14 protein-coding genes are annotated in these 18,643 nt (G+C 48.2%); 8 read left to right on the top strand and 6 right to left on the bottom strand.

Features of this window, described 5'->3' with window-relative positions:
* Positions 1-1,762, bottom strand: a 1,762-nt coding sequence (locus tag BMY80_RS00595; RefSeq protein ID WP_245730011.1) for a condensation domain-containing protein, incomplete at its 3' end; no start/stop codon positions are given.
* 556 nt (positions 1,763-2,318) lie between these two features.
* On the opposite strand from BMY80_RS00595, the gene BMY80_RS00585 reads away from it, so the two are divergent.
* The 8 genes from BMY80_RS00585 to BMY80_RS00550 all read left to right on the top strand — a co-directional run bounded on the left by BMY80_RS00585 (position 2,319) and on the right by BMY80_RS00550 (position 12,557).
* Positions 2,319-2,903 (top strand): MptD family putative ECF transporter S component, encoded by a 585-nt coding sequence (locus tag BMY80_RS00585; protein ID WP_031579480.1) that lies wholly within the window; start codon positions 2,319-2,321, stop codon positions 2,901-2,903.
* Positions 2,904-2,905: 2 nt separating this feature from the next.
* Complete coding sequence (locus tag BMY80_RS00580; protein WP_093139932.1) at positions 2,906-3,637, top strand: energy-coupling factor transporter transmembrane component T; 732 nt, start codon at positions 2,906-2,908, stop codon at positions 3,635-3,637.
* Positions 3,638-3,686: 49 nt separating this feature from the next.
* Entirely contained in the window at positions 3,687-5,201 is a 1,515-nt protein-coding gene (locus BMY80_RS00575; RefSeq protein ID WP_093139930.1) for an ABC transporter ATP-binding protein, read from the top strand.
* A 306-nt stretch (positions 5,202-5,507) separates the two neighbouring features.
* On the top strand, positions 5,508-7,100 hold the full coding sequence (locus tag BMY80_RS00570) for a (2,3-dihydroxybenzoyl)adenylate synthase (protein WP_093139928.1): 1,593 nt from the start codon (positions 5,508-5,510) through the stop codon (positions 7,098-7,100).
* Positions 7,101-7,351: 251 nt separating this feature from the next.
* Positions 7,352-8,137: an outer membrane lipoprotein-sorting protein gene (locus tag BMY80_RS00565; protein ID WP_031579484.1), complete on the top strand. Its 786-nt coding sequence runs from the start codon at positions 7,352-7,354 to the stop codon at positions 8,135-8,137.
* A 124-nt stretch (positions 8,138-8,261) separates the two neighbouring features.
* Positions 8,262-9,530: a hypothetical protein gene (locus BMY80_RS00560; RefSeq protein WP_093139927.1), complete on the top strand. Its 1,269-nt coding sequence runs from the start codon at positions 8,262-8,264 to the stop codon at positions 9,528-9,530.
* An 8-nt stretch (positions 9,531-9,538) separates the two neighbouring features.
* Positions 9,539-10,642: a saccharopine dehydrogenase NADP-binding domain-containing protein gene (locus tag BMY80_RS00555; RefSeq protein WP_177178448.1), complete on the top strand. Its 1,104-nt coding sequence runs from the start codon at positions 9,539-9,541 to the stop codon at positions 10,640-10,642.
* A gap of 25 nt (positions 10,643-10,667) precedes the next feature.
* On the top strand, positions 10,668-12,557 hold the full coding sequence (locus tag BMY80_RS00550; RefSeq protein ID WP_093139923.1) for a saccharopine dehydrogenase NADP-binding domain-containing protein: 1,890 nt from the start codon (positions 10,668-10,670) through the stop codon (positions 12,555-12,557).
* Positions 12,558-12,692: 135 nt separating this feature from the next.
* On the opposite strand, the gene BMY80_RS00545 is transcribed toward BMY80_RS00550, so the two are convergent.
* The 5 genes from BMY80_RS00545 to BMY80_RS00525 form a co-directional block, all read right to left on the bottom strand.
* Positions 12,693-14,330, bottom strand: a complete 1,638-nt coding sequence (locus BMY80_RS00545; RefSeq protein ID WP_093139921.1) for a GTP-binding protein — start codon at positions 14,328-14,330, stop codon at positions 12,693-12,695.
* Between the two features lies 1 nt (position 14,331).
* Entirely contained in the window at positions 14,332-15,231 is a 900-nt protein-coding gene (gene cysD, locus BMY80_RS00540; RefSeq protein WP_031579489.1) for a sulfate adenylyltransferase subunit CysD, read from the bottom strand.
* Between the two features lie 130 nt (positions 15,232-15,361).
* Positions 15,362-15,685, bottom strand: a complete 324-nt coding sequence (locus BMY80_RS00535) for a 4Fe-4S dicluster domain-containing protein (protein ID WP_031579490.1) — start codon at positions 15,683-15,685, stop codon at positions 15,362-15,364.
* Positions 15,669-17,381 (bottom strand): adenylyl-sulfate reductase subunit alpha, encoded by a 1,713-nt coding sequence (locus BMY80_RS00530; protein WP_093139917.1) that lies wholly within the window; start codon positions 17,379-17,381, stop codon positions 15,669-15,671. Before BMY80_RS00530 ends, BMY80_RS00535 begins: the two co-directional genes overlap by 17 nt.
* A gap of 19 nt (positions 17,382-17,400) precedes the next feature.
* Positions 17,401-18,561 carry an ABC transporter ATP-binding protein gene (locus BMY80_RS00525; RefSeq protein WP_084155463.1) on the bottom strand — a complete coding sequence of 387 codons (1,161 nt, stop codon included), beginning with the start codon at positions 18,559-18,561 and terminating at the stop codon, positions 17,401-17,403.
* Positions 18,562-18,643: the final 82 nt, after the last annotated feature.

The raw sequence follows: 18,643 nt of genomic DNA, 5'->3' as shown, positions 1-18,643 counted from the left end.
GCATCTGACCGTAGGTTACGGTGCTGTCGCCGTAGAAGAGAGCGGGACTGTCAGGACGTGTTTCGGCATTGGTGAAGATTCTTTCCGCAAGAAGGGTGTCAGACACCGGAGCACCGGTACTGTTTATTCTCTTTCTTACATCAAGCTGTCCTTTCGGAATGTCATTAAGGTAAACGCGGCCGAATCCGTCGTCTGCGGAACCGATTTCGGCAAGAAGGTCCGTATAAGCTGAGAACATGGTGCCGACCAGTCCTTTCGGAAACATGGAATCAACGGCATCAAAGCAGACCATGAGACCTTCAGGCATTTCATAAATCTGATGATCCAGACATACCTGCGGAGTCTGGGATATCATGTAGTCAAGCGTGCCGAGAGATGAAGTCACTTCGCTGTCGGTAAGTTCGGTTCCCAGGTTGCAGGCAAAAACCACCGGAGCTGTCAGACCGTTGCTGTATTCGTTTCTTGCCAGCTCTCTGAGCACCCTTATGGCCGAGTATGCGGTGTGGGCACAGTCCTGATGGAATCTGTCCTGCAGTCTTTTCGCATGCTCTGCGAAGGTCAGATTTTCAGAGTAGTCACATTCGAGAAGAAGAAGGTTGGTAAAGTCGGCGACCGCATGTTCAATGTTTTCATTTTCAGTATCACGGTTGAACAGCGGCACGTTTATGAGAAATCTGGCAGAGCTGCTCCATCTTGATATGACCATGCCGTATGCCGCAGCCAGAGTCATGGCCGGAGTTATTCCGTGTGCCAGGGACTGCTTTTTTATGCTGTTCCAGATGTCAGTGCCGATGACCGTTTTGTATCTGGTGAAATGAGGTGTCTTGCCGGTATTGCCGGTATACGGAAGCTGAGGACCGGAAGGCATGCTCTCAATACGTTTTTTCCAGTATTTTTCCGCTTCCAGGAATTCTGTTTCGCTGCGTTTTTTCTGCTGTTCAAGGTACTGTCTGAAGCTCCAGTTCTCAAGAGCCTGTATATTCTTTCCGGAATAGAGTGCGGCCAGATCGTGCAGGAGTATGTTTAAACTCTGAACGTCTGACACAAGCAGATCAACATCAAAGAAGATTCTGGAACTGCCGTCGGGATACTGCAGAAGTTCAAGTCCGATAACCTTTCCGCGGCTGATATCCAGCTTACGGTGTGAATTACGCTCCCTTATGGCTTCTGCCTGTCTGCGTGCCGAAACCATGTCTGAGTTTCGGAAATCATGAATCTTCAGCGGATCATTATGATTTTCCTTTACGTTGCGCTGTCTGCCGTTCTGCGTGAAAATGGTTCTCAGCATCGGATGAGCCTCTATAAGTCTGCTGAAGGCAGTGTCAAGGCGGTTTTCATCAATGTTTTTTCCGGTGATTTCCAGATATGCATGACAGGATACGCCTCCGAGCTGCTGGTTTTCGTCGCGGCCTACCCAGTATGCATACTGCACGTCTGTCAGTTCATACTCGCTTTCATCATCAGCTGCTGTACGGACTTCGGGATGTCCCCCGTCTTTTCCGATACCGTCTTCTTTTTTCTGAACCCTTCGGCTGAGTTTTTCCGACCATGATTTCAGAGTCGGTTCGGTGATGAGTTCGGCAAAGGTTATCTTTATTCCGTTTTTTCTCCATCTGCTTACAAGACGCATTATGCTGATTGAATCAACACCGCATTCGAGGAGACTGCTTTCGGGAGAGGTTACGGCAACTTTAGGAAACATTGTCTTGATAAGAGCAGTGATTCCCTGAATACTGGTATCTGTACTGGTATTTTCGGACATCTTTTTTCTCGGAATGAAATATAGTTAACAATTCAAAATTCAATAAAAAATCTTCTGATTAAAGATATGTTTTCAGAACTGAAAAACATTTATCAGTAAAATCAGAAGATGACTGTTTTATCTTAAATAATTCTGTATAATGGTTAGCGATTGCTAACATGTGTTAGTTAATGCTAACAAAAATATCAATTTTTTTCCAAATGTCAACTGCGGAGTAATATCGTGATTTTTTTATCAGACGGATGACTCAGTCCGGAGAAATGATGTCGTCAATTCGTTGAAAATAAAGGGTTTAAGTTACTTTTTAGTTTTCTTTCGTACTGCTTTTCATGGTGAACAGTCATTCATCAGAGCACCGAAAAAGAAAAATATTATTACATGGCAATATGTTAAATACCGCTGTTTTTTCATGCCGGTTTCCGGTAAGAAACGCAGTTTTGCATATGATTATGTCTTTTATGACGGTCCTGATTACCGGACATAAAGTCTCCGGAAGGTTTTCAGGACACCTCAGGCCGGGAGCATAAGATTCTGCCTGATTTGAGAAAGGTGAGTTATGGTTCAAGAAAATGCACTTAACAGTCGTGATTTAATTACCGTCGGACTGTTTACCGCCATTATTGTGGTGATTACCATGATCGTCATGGTTATAGGATTTATTCCTGTTCTTCTGCCTCTTTACTGTGTTTTTATTCCGCTGCTTTCCGGAATCCCGTTTATGCTGTTCTTAAGCAGGGTGAGAAAATTCGGCATGATTATGCTGATGAGCATTCTGCTGGCTCTGTTCCTGCTGCTTACGGGAATGGGATGGTATACGTTTCCCCTGGTACTGATTACCGGGGGTTTATCCGAACTTATAGTCAGAGCCGGTCACTACCGGAGTCTGACATTGGACATTGCGGCATATGCGGTATTCAGTATTTGGTGTTTCGGCAGCTACATTCCTCTGATATTCATGGCAGACAGATTCTGGGAGGAGAATGCCGTTTACGGCAGTGAATACATAGAAACCGCCAAAGGCTTGTTTCAGCTGTGGATGGCTCCTACACTGATCTTCATGTGTGTTTTTTTCGGCTGGGTCGGGGGAATGATCGGCGGCAGAATGCTTAAAAAACATTTCATAAGAGCGGGAATTGTCTAGAAATGATGTCTGTAAGAAAGGGGAACGGTCTGCTTGATCCCCGTACCAAGATGATGCTGCTGGTTACTCTGCCGACTTTTCTGCTCGGAGGAGCGGGAGGCGAATATTTCAGATGGATAAGTCTGTTTTTTTCCCTGCTCCCGTTTCTTTTTCTGCTGCGGGCCGGAAATTATTTTTCAGGATTCGCCGGGCTGTCGGTATTTGCTTCAGTATACGCCTCAGGTTTTATGATTAGTCCGGAAAACTCGGGAGCCGCATACTGCCTGTATCTGTTAATTTATGAAGTATGCTGTCTTCTGATGCCATGCGGAATACTTGCTGCCTTTGTCGTCAGAACAACGCATGTGGGTGAATTAATAGCGGGAATGGAAAGAATGAAAATTCCCGGCTGTATCACCATACCTTGTACAGTGATGTTCAGGTTTTTTCCGACACTGCTGGAGGAATATTCATCCATCGGCAGAGCCGTGAGGATGAGAGGAATCAGTATCGGCAGCGTGGGACCCGTCCGTTACGTGGAATACAGAATGATTCCTGTTCTCATGAGTTCCGTAAAAATCGGCAACGAACTTACTGCGGCCGCCTTAACCAAAGGGCTTGGATCGCACCGGAAAAGAACCAGTATCTACCGGCTGGAATTCAACGCCGCCGATATTATTCTGCTGACAATGTGTTCGGCTGTTTTCGTGCTTTTATTCCTGCATCTGTCAGGTATTTCCTTCTGGCATTCCTGATTTCGGGGACAGCTTTTTTTATTGACAGATATACAGGAGAAACAAACAGATGCTGAAGTTGGACAATGTTACTTTTTCATATGCAAGCCCTGCGGAAAACCTGACTGAATCAGTGCATCCGCGGAACGGTGAGGCGTCGGATCCGGAAAATTCACGTGAAGGTGTACAGGTACTTAAAAACGTCAGTCTTGAGGTGAAAAAGGGAGAACTTGTTATTCTCACAGGACCTTCAGGATGCGGAAAAACCACGGTTCTGAGACTGTTTAACGGACTGATTCCGGAATATTTCGGCGGAACGGTGGAAGGAAAGGTGGAGATTGACGGAAGGGATGCCGGCCGGATGAAAGTCAGTGAAATATCACTTATTGCCGGAACTGTTTTTCAGAATCCCAGAAGTCAGTTTTTCAATGCAGACAGCACGGGGGAAATGGCCTTCGCCTGTGAAAACAGAGGAATGGATCCTGATGAGATTGAAAGACGCATTCTCAGAACAGGTGAGAAACTTGGAATGAAAAAACTGCTCGGGCGCAGTCTTTTCAGACTGTCGGGCGGTGAAAGACAGAAAATAGCCTGCGGCTCCGTGGATGTCTGCGGAAGTGAGGTGATTCTGCTGGACGAACCGTCTGCAAATCTTGATTACGCGGCGTCAGAGTCTCTTCATGATCTGATTAAAACGTGGAAGAATGAAGGAAAAACGATTCTGGTTTCGGAGCATCGTCTGGCTTATCTTGCGGATCTGGCTGACAGAATTGTCATCATGAACAAGGGGATAATCACCGGAGAGCTGAATCAGGAACAGCTCAGAAGACTCAGTTCCCGGGAGCTTGGGACAATGGGGCTGCGCGGCTGTGTTCCGGAGGCTCCTGAAAGTATCCCCCTGCCTGACGTTCAGCCGGAAGACGAGGTTATGACACTGAGAAATTTTGATTTCAGATACGGCTGCGGAATTTTTTCCGGTAAAAAAAATTCAGAAACTTTTCATTATGATGATATCAGGATAGCGGTGAACAGAATAACCGCGGTAACAGGGTGCAACGGTGTCGGTAAAACAACTTTTCTGAACTGTCTCTGCGGCATGGAGAAGAAGTGCCGGGGGACCGTTGTTCACGGCACTGAAAAATATGACGGACCTGCCAGACTGAACAGGTTTTTCATGGTGATGCAGGATGTGAACCATCAGCTGTTTGCAGAAAGCGTTGAGGAAGAACTGATGCTCTGCATGGTAAACAGTAATTCCGGAAGGGAAGAAAAAGAGGCCAGGGCGGGTGAAATTCTCAGAAAGCTGGATTTGTATGAATTCAGACAGGCTCATCCGATGTCGCTTTCCGGAGGACAGAAACAGCGCGTGGCCATTGCATGCGCACTGTGTTCCGACAGGGAGTTTCTTCTTTTTGACGAACCGACCAGCGGTCTGGACTACGGGCACATGCTGTCAGTTGCCGGGCTTCTGAAGGATCTCAGGGACATGGGAAAAACCGTTATTGTGGTTACCCATGACAGTGAGCTTATAAGAAGCTGCTGTGACAGAATGGTTCGCATTTCCGGTGAAAAAGTATCAGCGTGAGTTTCAGCTGATTCTGATTCACGGACAGTCCGGTTTTCTGTTTTTATGTGCAAATAATTCCCATCATGTCAGATTGGAGTATCTGATTTTTCTGATAAGATATTCAGGTCCTCAAAATTCATATCCGTTCATAAGGTCCGACGTGACCGTATGAACCTTCAGAAATGCCCGCGGCGGTTTTGTAGTCTTTTAAATATTCCGTCTCAGACATGTATCCATATTGCATTGTCGTTATTCCTGCGGTTCAGGCATGGTATTCATTCCTGATTCATCTTTTCCAGTAATTAAGGGAGTTATTTGTAAATTATGGATTCAATAAAACTTTGGACGGAAGAAGAACAGAATTTTTACGGTAAAAACGTCTGGCGGGAATCAACCATTCCTGAAGAATTTACCGAATGGTGCACATCCTTCTCCGGCAGAACCGCACTGATAAGCGGTGAGGAACAGCTTACCTACGGAGAACTTTATAAAAGATGCATTGAGATGAGTTCCTGGCTTGCGGAACGTAACGTGCGCCGCGGCGAATGTGTTCTGCTTCAGATGCCTAATTCCATAGGTTTTATGATTGTTCTTTTTGCCATCCTCCGTATCGGCGCGGTACCTGTTCTTGCTCTTCCTGCTCAGAGAGCCTCAGATGTGATAGCGCTGTGTGCCCTGGCCGAACCTACGCATTACATAGGTGTTAACAGATACCTGAGTACTGACTACGGTGAGGTGACGGACAGACTCAGGAGCGAACAGCCTCAGATTCAGATAATTACTTTCAGTACGGATGAAGACCCTGATCTTATGCTCCGTGAATGCAGAAGTTCATATCCTGTCGAGGCCTGTCACGGCAGTAATCTTGATATCGCACTGCTGCTTCTTTCCGGCGGAACGACCGGAACTCCGAAACTTATACCGCGTACCCATGCGGGATATTCCTATAACTATCGTACCATGGCGTCAATCACCGGGATGGACGGGGACAGTGTTTATCTGAACATTCTTCCGACCGCGCATAATTTTTCACTGTCATGTCCCGGAATTTTCGGGGTTTTAAGCAGAGGCGGAAAAATCGTGATTGCCGGATCCGGAAGCTTTGATGAAGGATTTGAGCTTATTGCCAGACACGGGGTGACCATTACGGCCATGGTGCCGACACTTGCCAGATTATGGGCCGAGGCCGTTGAATGGGACGAGCCTGATCTTTCCAGTCTGAAACTTCTGCAGGTGGGTGGAGCCAGACTGGATCCTTCAGATGCGGAATTCATTATGAAGCGGTTCGGCTGCAGACTGCAGCAGGTGTTCGGAACAGCTGAAGGTCTTATCTGCTGTACCAGACCGGATGATCCGGACAGTGCGGTACTGCATTCCCAGGGAAGACCTATATCAGAGTATGACGTCTGCCGTATTGTGGATGATGAGGAAAGGGATGTACCGGAGGGACAGACAGGGGAACTTATTGTAAAGGGACCGTATACCATTCATGAATATTATCGCGCGGGTGACAGAAACAAGGGAGCGTTCACGGTGGACGGATATTACCGCATGGGGGATCTTGTACGACTCAGGGAAGACGGTAATTTTGAAGTGGTTGGAAGAATCAAGGAGCAGATAAACCGAGCCGGTGAAAAGATTGCCGCTGCGGAAGTTGAAACCCTGCTTCTTAAACATCCGTGTATCGAATCATGTGCCGTGGTTCCCGTAAAGGACGAGGTTCTCGGGGAAAGAATATGCGCCTTTGCCATTGGTGAGGAGGTTAAGCTCAATGAAGTCAGAGATTTCCTCATGAATAACGGTCTCGCCCTGTACAAGCTGCCGGATCAGCTGGTGTTTATTGACAGATGGCCTCTTACCGCCGTCGGCAAGGTGGATAAGAAGCGTCTGTCACAGATTGGAGCCGAAGCTGCATGAGATAAGACGGCATGTTATCTCCGTTTGTGATAATTTTTGTTAGTTAATGCTAATTCCTGTTAACATAAGCTAACAATCATGATAATGTAGCAGTGTCTTGTTGATATCTCTTAGATGTGTAGTCCGTCAGCTGACTGAGATCTGAAAATAATGTGGATTTTGAGGATAATCCGTATGAATTTCCGGGCAGTCAGATGACGGACTTTTATTAAAGACTTTAAATTTTTCATCATCCCGTTCAGGAGAAAACAATGAAAAGAATAATGCTAGGCGCCGGACTGATTATGGCCTCTCTGATGTCTGCGGATCTGTCAGCAGAAAGTACAGGCCTGAGCGGACGGGACATAGCGGTAATGGTAAATGAAGCCGACAGCAGTAAGGATATGCACAGAAATGCCGTAATGGTTATTGAAAGGGGAAAGCAGAAGCTGGTGCGCAGAATGGAAATGTGGTCCATGCACAGCGGTGAGGAACGCCGTTCGCTGATCCGCTTCAGTTCTCCGGCCGATATTCAGGATTCACAGTTTCTTTCATGGACACATGAGGATGTGAAAAAGGATGATGACCTGTGGGTGTTTTTCCCTTCAGAGAACATGGTTAGACGCATCAGCGGAGGCGGCAAAAAAAGCTCCTTCATGCGCAGCAGTTTCGCTCTTGAAGATATTGAATACCGCAGTGTTGATGCCGACAGGCACGAATTTCTGCGCGAGGATACGGTAAATAACCGCAGGGTGTGGGTTATCGAATCCTCGGCAATTGAGGAAAAAGCGGCAGAAACCGGATACGGCCGCAGGGTTGTATATGTTGACTGTGAATATCATCTTCCGGTGAAAATAGAATATTACGATACTCATGACCGTCTGCTTAAAACCATGCTGGCGGGAGATTTCAGGCAGATAGCCGGAATCTGGTCGGCAGGAAAAATGATAATGCAGGAGGAGGGAAAGAATTCACGAACTCTCATGCAGTATACGGATGTTTCCTATAATCAGGGTGTGGATTCATCAATATTCGAACACAGCAATCTTAAAAGGTAGCTTCACGGCTGCCGCGGCTGTCATGCCTCCGTTATCCTGATTTAAAATCTCCGGCGCCTGACGGCGTTAGGAGATTTCAGAAAAGTTCACCGTACTGAATACACTCTTTTTTAAGTATGCACAGATGAAAAAATTATGTCTGCTTGTGTGGGCCCTGCTGCTGTCTGGCACGGCTCATGCCGAAGATCCGTTTTCCTTTGATCTCACCGACGGGAGCGAAGACGGAGAGGATTCGACGTCATCATATAATTTCAGATTCACCAATTCCATTGAGGCCAGAATGAGAAAATTCATCCGGCACGATGATTTTCTGTCCTCAAGACTCCGTCTTAATTCCTCGTTTCTTTATGAAACTGAATGGAGTTCCCTTTATGTCAACGGTTTTTTTGACTATGACGAGTCAGTCAGAAAGTACGACCGCCGTTTCAGAGCCACGCTGTACGAACTGTACGCAAAAATCAACGGTTCATCGGCCGGAATGAACGGTACGGTGGTAAGTCTGGGAAAAATGAGGCTTTCATGGGGAGTCAACGACGGCAGAAGTACCGTTGATATGATTAATGCCACGTACATGAAGGATCCTCTTGCGAACGGCCGTACCGTCTTTAAATGGCCGGCATGGCTTGCAAGAGTGGAACAGTCTTCCGCGCTGGGAAATCTGGAGGGAGTCCTGCTGCCGTTCGGCAAGGACAGACAGATGGCGGAATACGGAAGTCCATGGGAGCCGGAATACGTTCATAACCTGAGGAGTATGGCTGATTCCGGACAGCTCTCCCTTACCGAACATATGAATCCGCGAAAGGTTGAATGGGGAGTGCGTTATGTCAAATACATGACGGGTTTTGACTTCGGAGCTTCGTACTATTCCGGATTTTCCGATCTCCCGTGCGTAAAGTACCGTGGCGGAAACATGTTTCTGCTGGAACCGGTACGTTCCCGGACGGCAGGGGTAAACGGAGCCATGTCCCTCGGGAGCAGTACCTTAAGAGCTGAGCTTTCAATGACTGCCGATGCCCCGGTCTACGACAGGAGCGGAGGTCTTTACTACTCCGATCTTCATCAGGTGATAGTCGGATGGGATCGTAATTTTGACTTTGATATCTACGCCAATTTCCAGTTCTTCAGTGATCATTATCTTCATGCCGAAGATGACTTCGGCATGACAGCCTCTCTCAGCCAGAAGTATTTTAACGATTCCCTGAATGCCGGTGTGAACGCTCTGTGGGGGAGAGGAAGAGAACATACTCTTGAAGTATATTCCGAGTATGCCGTCAGCGACAGTCTCACGGTAAGTCTCAGGGGATTCTGGATCGGCGGAGGCTCCTCATCTTCCATTTACCGTTCATATGACGGCAATGACTATGCCGAGTTTGGTTTTAAATATTATTTCTGAGGATGATTATGAAAAAGGTTCTGTTTTTGGGAGGATCGGGCAGAGTCGGTGAAACGGCCATCAGGTATCTGCTTGATCATGCGGCTGTCGAACTTACGGTGGTTACCAGAAAAACCGTAATTGATACGGAAAGACTGTGTTCCTGCCGGTCTTCAGTGAAAAACGTACAGGCTGATATAACCTGCGGGGATACGCTTGACAGGCTTCTTGAAGGAACTGATCTCGCAGTCTCATGCGTCGGTCCTTCGCATACGGTCGGCAGTTTCATTATCGATGCATGCGTGCGTCACGGGGTGGCACTGATTGACGTGTCCGGATATGATCCCGCCTTAAAACACCTGAACAGGCTGAATCTGGAAAATCAGATTCATGCTCCTGTTGTGGTTAATTCCGGTCTCCTTCCGGGACTCAGCGGTTCCTATCCCCAGTATCTTATTCACAGGTACGGCGGACATTCCCCCGTAAAGTCGATAGAGGTGTTTTATGCGGGCAGGGATACGTGGAGTTTCAGTTCAGCTGTTGATATTGTATCGAGTCTCGGCGGTTTCGGTGAAAACCGCGGTTTCTGCCGTATTGAATCCGGAAAAATCGTCCGTACCGGGCTCATTGGAGCAATGGTGAAGGTACGTTTCCCTGAACCGGTGGGAACCGTTGCGGGAATGAGCATGTATTCAGAGGAAATGGCCAGACTCATCAAAGCAGAAAATATAGAAAACGCAGTTGTTTCCGGTGCAAATATAGGCAGAAGGGCCGGGGTCAGTCTGATGATTTCAATGCTTCTGAAAAGGTACGGAACAGAAAAAGGGATTATCAGGGGGGCCGAATCCCTGGTTAAGGCTTCGGCCAGGGACGGACTTAAATATCCGCCTTATTACGGCATTCACTGCAGGCTGATTCTTGAAAACGGAAAAACTGTGAAGGGAGTGCTTACTGCCGATGATACCTACAGGGCATCAGGAATGGTGTTAGGCATGAATGCGGTATACATGCTGACTCATGAGATAAAGCCGGCGGGGTATTCAATGCATGAGGCGATTCCTGCGGAATATGTCATTGATAATCTCAGCCGGGAGGGAATATTTTCCTGCCTGCAGGACTCATATGAAAATTAACAGTTATTGAAGAGGCGGTGAATTCATGAATTATGACAGTCTTTCTTTGAACGAAGGGAATGGCTCTGCGGTTAAAAAGGTCGGCTCGGTACTGATTGTCGGCGGCCACGGAGAAACAGGCAGAACAATTCTGAAGTATCTGGCTTCGACGTATCCGGAGCTGGATATTGCGGTGGCTGGCAGAACACCACCTGAAGAATCGGGACGCTGCAGATTTATCCGCATAGATCTTGACGGTGCGGTATCTCCGGAAACATTCAGAGAGTTTTCTCTGGTGATTGTCGCCTGCGGACCTATGGAAAAACTGCTTCCGGCGGTTCTTGAGCTTTGCATTGAGGCCGGAACCGACGTGATTGACATCAATGATTCGGCAACGACGGCCGTAAAGGTTCTCGGTTTACATGAAAAGGCCAGGGCAAAGGGGGTAAGAATATATTCCGGCATGGGAATGTCCCCAGGAATATCCTCTCTTATGCTGAGGGAGGTTTCGGAAGGCGGACTGTCGGAAAAGGGAGTATATCGAACCAGAATCTGCATGGGAACCGCTTACGGAGGCGGACCGAGCAGTCCGTACGCCATGCTGGACAATCTGGTAAACGACATACCGGTCTATCGTGACGGAAAAGTCGAGGTTGTCAGGAATCCATGGAACGATGAAAACTCCGGTTTCAGATTTTTCGGAAAGAAGAAGTCCCTTACGACGGTTCCGTACAGTACTCCGGAAATATATTCTCTGTCGTCAGAAAGATACAGGTCAGGCCGGGCATGCGTAAATACTTATGACATCCGCTGTACCATGGAGGGGTTCCCGGTTTATCTGGCAAGGATGATAGCTCTGATAAACCGTAAGGGAAGGTTCAGTGATGTTCTGGCCTCGGTGTTCTATAAAAGCGGGCTCAGGTGCAGAAACAGCCCGAAGGCCGATCCGGACAATCAGATTGTCGTCTATCCCGATGACTGTCCGGAAAAGGGAATTGTGCTTTTCGGCGATGTTTCGTCGTACGATCTTACCGCAGCCATGGCTGTTTCAGTGGCTGACTGTGTGATTTCAGGCAGATTGAACGAGGAGCCGGGGGTATACATGGTTGAACTGCTTTCGGCTGAAAGTGCCGCGGCGGTGAAAGAAGCCCTGAGAAAGCGAAATTTCTTCTGGAAGAGTGTTCAGGAGGTCAAAAGCAGAAAATTTGATGAATGGGGATGGCTCGAAAGGGATGCCTCTCGTGTAGAGACACTCAGACATTTCTGTGAAAACTGGTATACAGTAAAGATTCATCCCCGGATGAGTTCTGTTCAGACCGATATTCTGTATTCTTCGGAACTGTGGCGGAAAATAAGGTCTTCATGTTCATTTTTCGGAACATGTCTGTTTGCCGCAAGAGTACTGTTCAGGTGGAAAAAATACGGTTATAAGCTGAGAACCTATGTGAACAGAGGGAAAGAATACGGGGCTCTGGTCAGGGATCTGAGCATGTTTGCCGCAGGTTATTCACTCGCCGGAGAAAAACTCGGAAAGGCTGAAGCCTTAAGACTGTACAGACAGATGTTCATGACGTCCGGCAGCAGTGAAATGTGCTGGTTTCTTCCTAGACCGGAAACCTTCGCTTCATTCAGGGATGGAGGAAAGGGAATACTGATCTATTTTAAGGCCATGATGGAACGTAATCAGCAGTGCGGTTTCCTAAAGCTTGGCAGCCGCACTGATACTGACGGGAACGGCGGAAAGATTACCGTGTTTGAAATCCGCAGCTGCATATATGCTGAAATCTTCACAGAACTGGGTTATCCGGAACTTGCTGACTTCATAAGAGAGGAGGAAAAGAATGAGCTGGCGCGGATTGCGGCTGATTCGGGGCTGTCATACGAGTTCCGCCTGCTTGGTGAGGGAAATGCGGATATTCTGTTCTACGGTGTGTGAATCACCGGCTCATAAGACAGCATGAATCATGATATCTGTCCGCAGAATGAAAGACCGGCATACTATACCATGAGGTATCCCGGTCTTTCGGCGTGATGTCCCGAAAGTCATTTTTCGGGACGCTTCCTGTCTGAATTACCTGCTTTCTTCAGCAGTCTGTTCGGCAATGAACTTGACGATGCTGTCGGTTCCGGTATTTTCCAGAGCCGGATCCAGATCCTTCACGCCGTCCGCACTTTCCGAAGAAAACTTCACCGTGAGAACAATGATGCCTGATTCAGTCAGAGCCTTTATCACTTCGCCTGCGGCTCCAGTGCCGGCATTTCGGTAATAGTAAACCAGTCGGCCCTGCTGCAGAAGCTTCTGTTCCACTTCTCCGGCAAGTTTCTCGAGAGTTTCCTGACCTGCGGTGCTGCCGCTGCCGCCGAAGTTGAACACGGCTGATTTCTGTCTCAGAAGGTGACGGCGGACATTCTGCGGAGTGTATTCCTGACTGTCGTCACTGTCGTTTACCGTATTCACGATACCGCATGCCGCGGTCATGTTGGTAACGCGGTCGATGAGAATGAATTCCCCGAGTGCTCTGTGTCGGCTGAATTCACTTACTGCAACCGAGTCAATGAATGAAATGCGGCATACCGCGATTTCATTCTTGGAGAGCTCATCTGTTACGACGTGTTCTCCGGTGTTGACGTCAACGGTATACTCGATGGATTTGACCTGAGCGTAAATCTGGCTGGTGCCGAGTTTAATCAGGTAGTCCTTGTGGAAGCTGAATTTCTCATCATCGGTCCACAGTACGGTACCTGTGATTTCACGGGCCACCTGAATGGAATCATCTGATTTCGCCCTGGTAAACACGGAGCCTCTTGAGACGTCAACCTCACGGTCAAGAGACACGGTTACGGGCATGCCGCGACCGGCCTGTTCAACTTCATCAAAGCCTGAGAATATCTGCTTAACACTGGCTGATTCACCTGTTGGAAGAACGGTCAGCTCGTCGCCCACGTGAAGTTCACCTGATTCAATCTGTCCCTGGAAACCTCTGAAGAACTGGTTCGGACGGCACACTCTCTGAACCGGCAGGTAGAAGCCGGTTTCCTCATTATCCTTGGAGGTATCGGTGTCCTCAAGATATTCGATAAGTGATTTTCCGTCATACCACGGGGTATGCTGTGATCTGCTGATGACATTGTCGCCTGCCTTGGCGGAAAGCGGGATCACCGTGTATTCCTGAAGGGAGAGTTCGTCTCTGAGTTTGGCAATGTCTGCGGAAATATCGTTGAATCTCTTTTCATCAAAGCCGATGAGATCCATTTTGTTGACCGCGAAAACAAAGTGACGGATACCCATCAGGGCACAGATTCTGGCATGACGTCTGGTCTGAACCAGTACCCCCTTTGACGCATCGATGAGAATGATTGCGAGATCCGCAAATGAGGCGCCGACCGCCATGTTGCGGGTGTATTCCTCGTGACCCGGGGTGTCGGCCACGATGAAGCTTCTTTTCTGGGTGGAGAAATAACGGTAGGCCACATCAATGGTTATGCCCTGTTCACGTTCCGCCAGCAGACCGTCAAGGAGCAGGGAGTAGTCAAGTTCACCGTCGCATGAACCGTTAAGGGATTCAGTCTTAAGAGATTCAATCTGGTCACTGTAAAGAAGTCTTGAGTTGTACAGAATATTACCGATAAGGGTTGATTTACCGTCATCAACGCTGCCGCAGGTAATGAATTTCAGCAGCGGTCTTTCATATCTCGTTAATTCAGTCATTTTAGAAATATCCCTCTCTTTTTCTCTTTTCCATGCTGCCCTGAGCTTCGTGGTCGATAACACGGCTGCTTCTTTCCGATACCTTGGCTTCGTTTGTTTCCCTTATGATTTCATCCAGAGTCGTGGCGTCTGATTCCATGGCCCCGGTAAGAGGATAGCAGCCCAGAGTACGGAATCTTACCCTGCGGTATTCGATCTGTTCTCCCGGACGAAGCTTCAGACGGTCGTCGTCAACCATTATCAGGTTGCCGTCTCTTTCAACGACAGGTCTGGTATCTGCGAAATAAAGCGGAACAATGTCGATTTTTTCCCTTTTGATGTACTGCCAGATGTCGCTTTCAGTCCAGTTAGAGATAGGGAATACTCTGATGCTTTCTCCCTTTTCGATCTTGGTGTTGTACAGCTTCCACATTTCAGGACGCTGGTTTTTCGGATTCCAGGCGTTGTCCCTGTTGCGGAAGGAGAAGATTCTTTCCTTGGCGCGGGACTTTTCCTCATCACGTCTTGCACCGCCGAAAGCCGCGGTAAAACCGTATTTAGCCAGAGCCTGCTTTAATGCCTGGGTTTTCATGATGTCGGTGTATGCCGAGCCGTGATCGAACGGATTGATGCCTCTGGCCACACCGTCCTGATTGGTGTAAACCAGAAGCTGAATGCCGTTCTTGGCTGCGGTTTCATCTCTGAACTTGATCATTTCCCTGAACTTCCATGTGGTGTCCACATGCAGAAAAGGGAATGGTGGTTTTTCAGGATAGAAGGCTTTTAATGCAAGGTGCATTAAAACGGAACTATCCTTTCCGATTGAATAGAGCATAACAGGCTTTTCGCATTCGGCAGCCACTTCTCTTATGATGTATATTGCTTCGGCTTCCAGTTTGTCCAGATGGGCCAGGTCTTGCATTTTAGCACTCCTTGTAATTTAGCCGGATACAGTATCCGTATTTGTTTTCAAGCCGTTTTTTAATACGGTCGACGGTTTGTCTGTTATTTCCGTCTGCGGAGAAAGTACTGTTTTCGTCCGCAGGCATAGGTCAGTACTGATTGGCGTTTTTCGGATCCACCGCAATGGTCTTCTTTTCGCCAGCAGGCAGGGTGATTTCCCATTCATTGAGTCCGCCTGCCTTTTTGAATGTCATGACGGCTCCCTGTCCGCCAATGTCGGCTCCCAGAAAGAACTGAAGCGCCTGAAAACGGCATTCCTTGATGCATGAGCAGCAGCCCCAGCAGTCACGGGAACAGCGGATGCTGCTTTTTTTGCCGTCCTTTTCCTCAGTGAGCTGCAGAAGGTTGCCGGGACATACCCTGGTGCAGGCTCCGCAGCCTGTACATTTGCTTTTATCAATTCTGATGCTCATATCTTTCTCCTGCATGTATCAGTGGACGGAGGATGATGCGGAATTTTCCGTTTTCATAGCGGGAATTCACGTACTTTTCAAAGTTTTCATTCCTGTCAGGAAAATCCGCGTTTTCCTGGAATGAATGCCATCTGGTTTCCTTTCTGGCCTCAAGATGGGCGATAAGAGCCTGACATACGGTAAGTCTTTCCTTTACCTCGTAGATCTGCATCAGTTCATAGGTTGAAGCCGCCCTGATGTTTTCTGAAAGAGGTACGAGTCTTGATATCTTTTCAGAGGCGAGTTTCAGGCCGGCAAGAGAATATCTGTATCCAGTACTGATGCCTCCTGCATACTGATCCATAATCTTCTGCATCGCTTCCTCTATCTCCTCTACGGAAAAGGCTGAGGATCCAGGGGAAAGGTGCTTTTCGTAAGCGGCGACAACGGCATCGGCATCTTCGTCCGGGAAGCCTGCTGATAAGGCATTGTCATCTGCTTTTAATGAATTCAGATAGGCATTGATGCTCTGAGCTGCAATCTTTGCTTCGGCAAGAGCTCCGGTCACGTATTTCTGAGGGGCTCCGCCTGCCACGTCACCTGCGGCATACAGTCCTATAACTGATGTACGGCGACTGTCGTCCACCCAGTAGCCGCTTGCGGTGTGACCGCCTACGATATAAGGTTCAGTACCTTCGATTTCCACGTTTTCGCGGGCAGGTCCGGTGCCGTTTTCCACCCATTTGAGAGTCTGGGAAGGAGCCATGTTCAGATAGGCGCGGAAGAGGTCGCTTTCGGCTTTTTCGTCAATTCCTTCGGTTTTCAGAAAACAGGGACCGTTTCCCAGGGCGTTTTCCGTTACGGTGCCCCAGAGACGTTCTGAAGTTTTCAGACCGTATTTCTGTTCGTAGATTTCGTTTCTGGAATTAAGCTGTTTTGCTCCGACCCCCTGGGCGATTGTTCCGGTAGGGGCAATGGTATCCTTGCAGCGCAGGGCAATGAAGCGCATTTCGAAGGTGGTCATCTCGGCTCCGGCTCTGATTCCCATGGCATATCCCGCTCCGGTATTGAACGGCGGATACCACATTTTGTGTCTTGAGAATCCCGGATTGTTCGGACGATACAGACCGGAAGCACCGCCTGTGGCGATGAGTACGGCCAGGGCTCTGAATCTGTAGGCCTTCTGCGAAAGCACGTCAAACCCCATGGCTCCTCTTACCGTGCGTCTGTTTTCAGAATCTGTCCACAGCAGATCTGTAATGTTCACGTTGTTGATGATTCTGACATTTTTCCCGGCTGCAGCTCTGGCAAGAATCGGTTTGATGTTTTCCCCGTTGATTTTGATGTTGCGCCAGCCGCGGGAAACGTATTTTCCGTTTTTATCCTTGAGAATAACCAGACCGAGAGACTCGAGATCGTGAGTTACGCTGTTAAGCTCCCTGGACATGGAAAGGAGAAGATCCTCTCTCACAATCCCTTCAGCATCTCCGGCTGCGTAGGCTACGTAATCCTCAGGCACGTGACCTTCGGTAATGTAGGCGTTAAGGGCGTTCACCCCGGCCGCAAGACATCCGGATCTTTTGATGTTGGCTTTTTCCGCTATGGTGATTCTGATATCCGGATTAAGTCCGGAGAGGATGTATGCCGCATAGCATCCGGCGGTGCCTCCCCCGACAATCAGCAGATCGGTATCAATTCTTTCTTCTTTGAGGCTCATTGTTACTTACCTGTAAACATTAGATTATGTATGTTGAATCGGTGTTGGTTAGACTGTCGTTCAGTACCGTAACGGCTTTATCCCCGTCCAGAAGATAGAGGCTTCTTATGAATATTCTGACCTCTTCTCCGGGAACGATTCGTTCCTGAGTGATAGGTCGGTTTACGGTCAGAAGCTGATCGTTGACTCTTACCTTCAGTTCAAAGTCTCCGCCCCTGAAGAATGACTTTTCCACGATTCCGGTTTCAGAGGTTATCTGATAGCGGAACGGTTCGTTCAGCTTGGTTACGCTGATGAATTCAGGACGGAGCACGGCGGTTGATTTTGTTTCCCTGATTTTTGAGAAACCCTTGAAAATACCCGGGTTGTCAATAATCGTCGGCTGACCGATGAACTTGGTCACAAATGAGGATTCAGGATTGCTGTAGATTTCGATAGGGGAGCCTGAACGCTCTACGTGACCGTGGTTTGTAATGATGATCTGGTCTGCCACTTCAATGGCTTCACTCTGGTCATGGGTTACGAAAATGCTGGTAATACCCACGCGCTGAATGAGATCCTTGAGCCAGCTGCGGAGTTCCTTGCGCACCTTGGCGTCAATGGCCGCGAACGGTTCGTCAAGGAGCAGGAGAGACGGTTCGGTTGCCAGAGCTCTGGCAAAGGCCACACGCTGTCTCTGACCACCTGAAAGCTGGGTCGGATAGCGCTTGTTGAGACCGGTAAGTCCGACGAGATCAATGAGGCTGTTTACCTTTTCCTCTATTTCATCCTTAGGTACCTTCTTGGTTCTGAGACCGAAGGCGATATTGTCGAATACGGTCATGTAGCGGAAGAGGGCATAGCTCTGGAATACAAATCCGATACCTCTCTTGTTGGCCGGAATGTTGTTCACAAGCTTGCCGTTGATGTAGATTTCACCGGAATCGGCGGTTTCCAGACCGGCCAGTATTCTCAGAATGGTGGTCTTGCCACTGCCGCTTGGTCCCAGAAGTCCTACAAGACTGCCTTTTTCCACGGTGAAGCTTACATCGTTTGATGCCTGAAAGTCACCAAAGCTTTTATTGATATGGCGGAGTTCCACGTAAGGCTGTCTGGCTGAATCAGACGCCTGAAGTTTTTTTTCGGTTTCAGCACCGGCTGCGGCACTGTCGGTTAATTTGCTGTTTTTGATATCTGTCATGAGCTTCCTGATGTCAGACTGTGAATTCAGAGAACCGGCTCGTCATTGTTGTTCTTCTGAATTCACAGCTTACTTCAGCCTC

This window comes from Ruminobacter amylophilus, from assembly GCF_900115655.1.
Classification (GTDB): domain Bacteria; phylum Pseudomonadota; class Gammaproteobacteria; order Enterobacterales; family Succinivibrionaceae; genus Ruminobacter; species Ruminobacter amylophilus.
Note: the sequence above shows the minus strand (reverse complement) of the source record. Positions and strands in the feature narration are given on the sequence as shown.

What these genes read in the sequence shown, in the direction of transcription:
- BMY80_RS00585 (WP_031579480.1), top strand. Translation starts at nt 2,319, where the DNA reads ATGGTTCAAGAAAATGCACTTAACAGTCGTGATTTAATTACCGTCGGA.
- BMY80_RS00580 (WP_093139932.1), top strand. Translation starts at nt 2,906, where the DNA reads ATGATGTCTGTAAGAAAGGGGAACGGTCTGCTTGATCCCCGTACCAAG.
- BMY80_RS00575 (WP_093139930.1), top strand. Translation starts at nt 3,687, where the DNA reads ATGCTGAAGTTGGACAATGTTACTTTTTCATATGCAAGCCCTGCGGAA.
- BMY80_RS00570 (WP_093139928.1), top strand. Translation starts at nt 5,508, where the DNA reads ATGGATTCAATAAAACTTTGGACGGAAGAAGAACAGAATTTTTACGGT.
- BMY80_RS00565 (WP_031579484.1), top strand. Translation starts at nt 7,352, where the DNA reads ATGAAAAGAATAATGCTAGGCGCCGGACTGATTATGGCCTCTCTGATG.
- BMY80_RS00560 (WP_093139927.1), top strand. Translation starts at nt 8,262, where the DNA reads ATGAAAAAATTATGTCTGCTTGTGTGGGCCCTGCTGCTGTCTGGCACG.
- BMY80_RS00555 (WP_177178448.1), top strand. Translation starts at nt 9,539, where the DNA reads ATGAAAAAGGTTCTGTTTTTGGGAGGATCGGGCAGAGTCGGTGAAACG.
- BMY80_RS00550 (WP_093139923.1), top strand. Translation starts at nt 10,668, where the DNA reads ATGAATTATGACAGTCTTTCTTTGAACGAAGGGAATGGCTCTGCGGTT.
- BMY80_RS00545 (WP_093139921.1), bottom strand. Translation starts at nt 14,330, where the DNA reads ATGACTGAATTAACGAGATATGAAAGACCGCTGCTGAAATTCATTACC.
- cysD (WP_031579489.1), bottom strand. Translation starts at nt 15,231, where the DNA reads ATGCAAGACCTGGCCCATCTGGACAAACTGGAAGCCGAAGCAATATAC.
- BMY80_RS00535 (WP_031579490.1), bottom strand. Translation starts at nt 15,685, where the DNA reads ATGAGCATCAGAATTGATAAAAGCAAATGTACAGGCTGCGGAGCCTGC.
- BMY80_RS00530 (WP_093139917.1), bottom strand. Translation starts at nt 17,381, where the DNA reads ATGAGCCTCAAAGAAGAAAGAATTGATACCGATCTGCTGATTGTCGGG.
- BMY80_RS00525 (WP_084155463.1), bottom strand. Translation starts at nt 18,561, where the DNA reads ATGACAGATATCAAAAACAGCAAATTAACCGACAGTGCCGCAGCCGGT.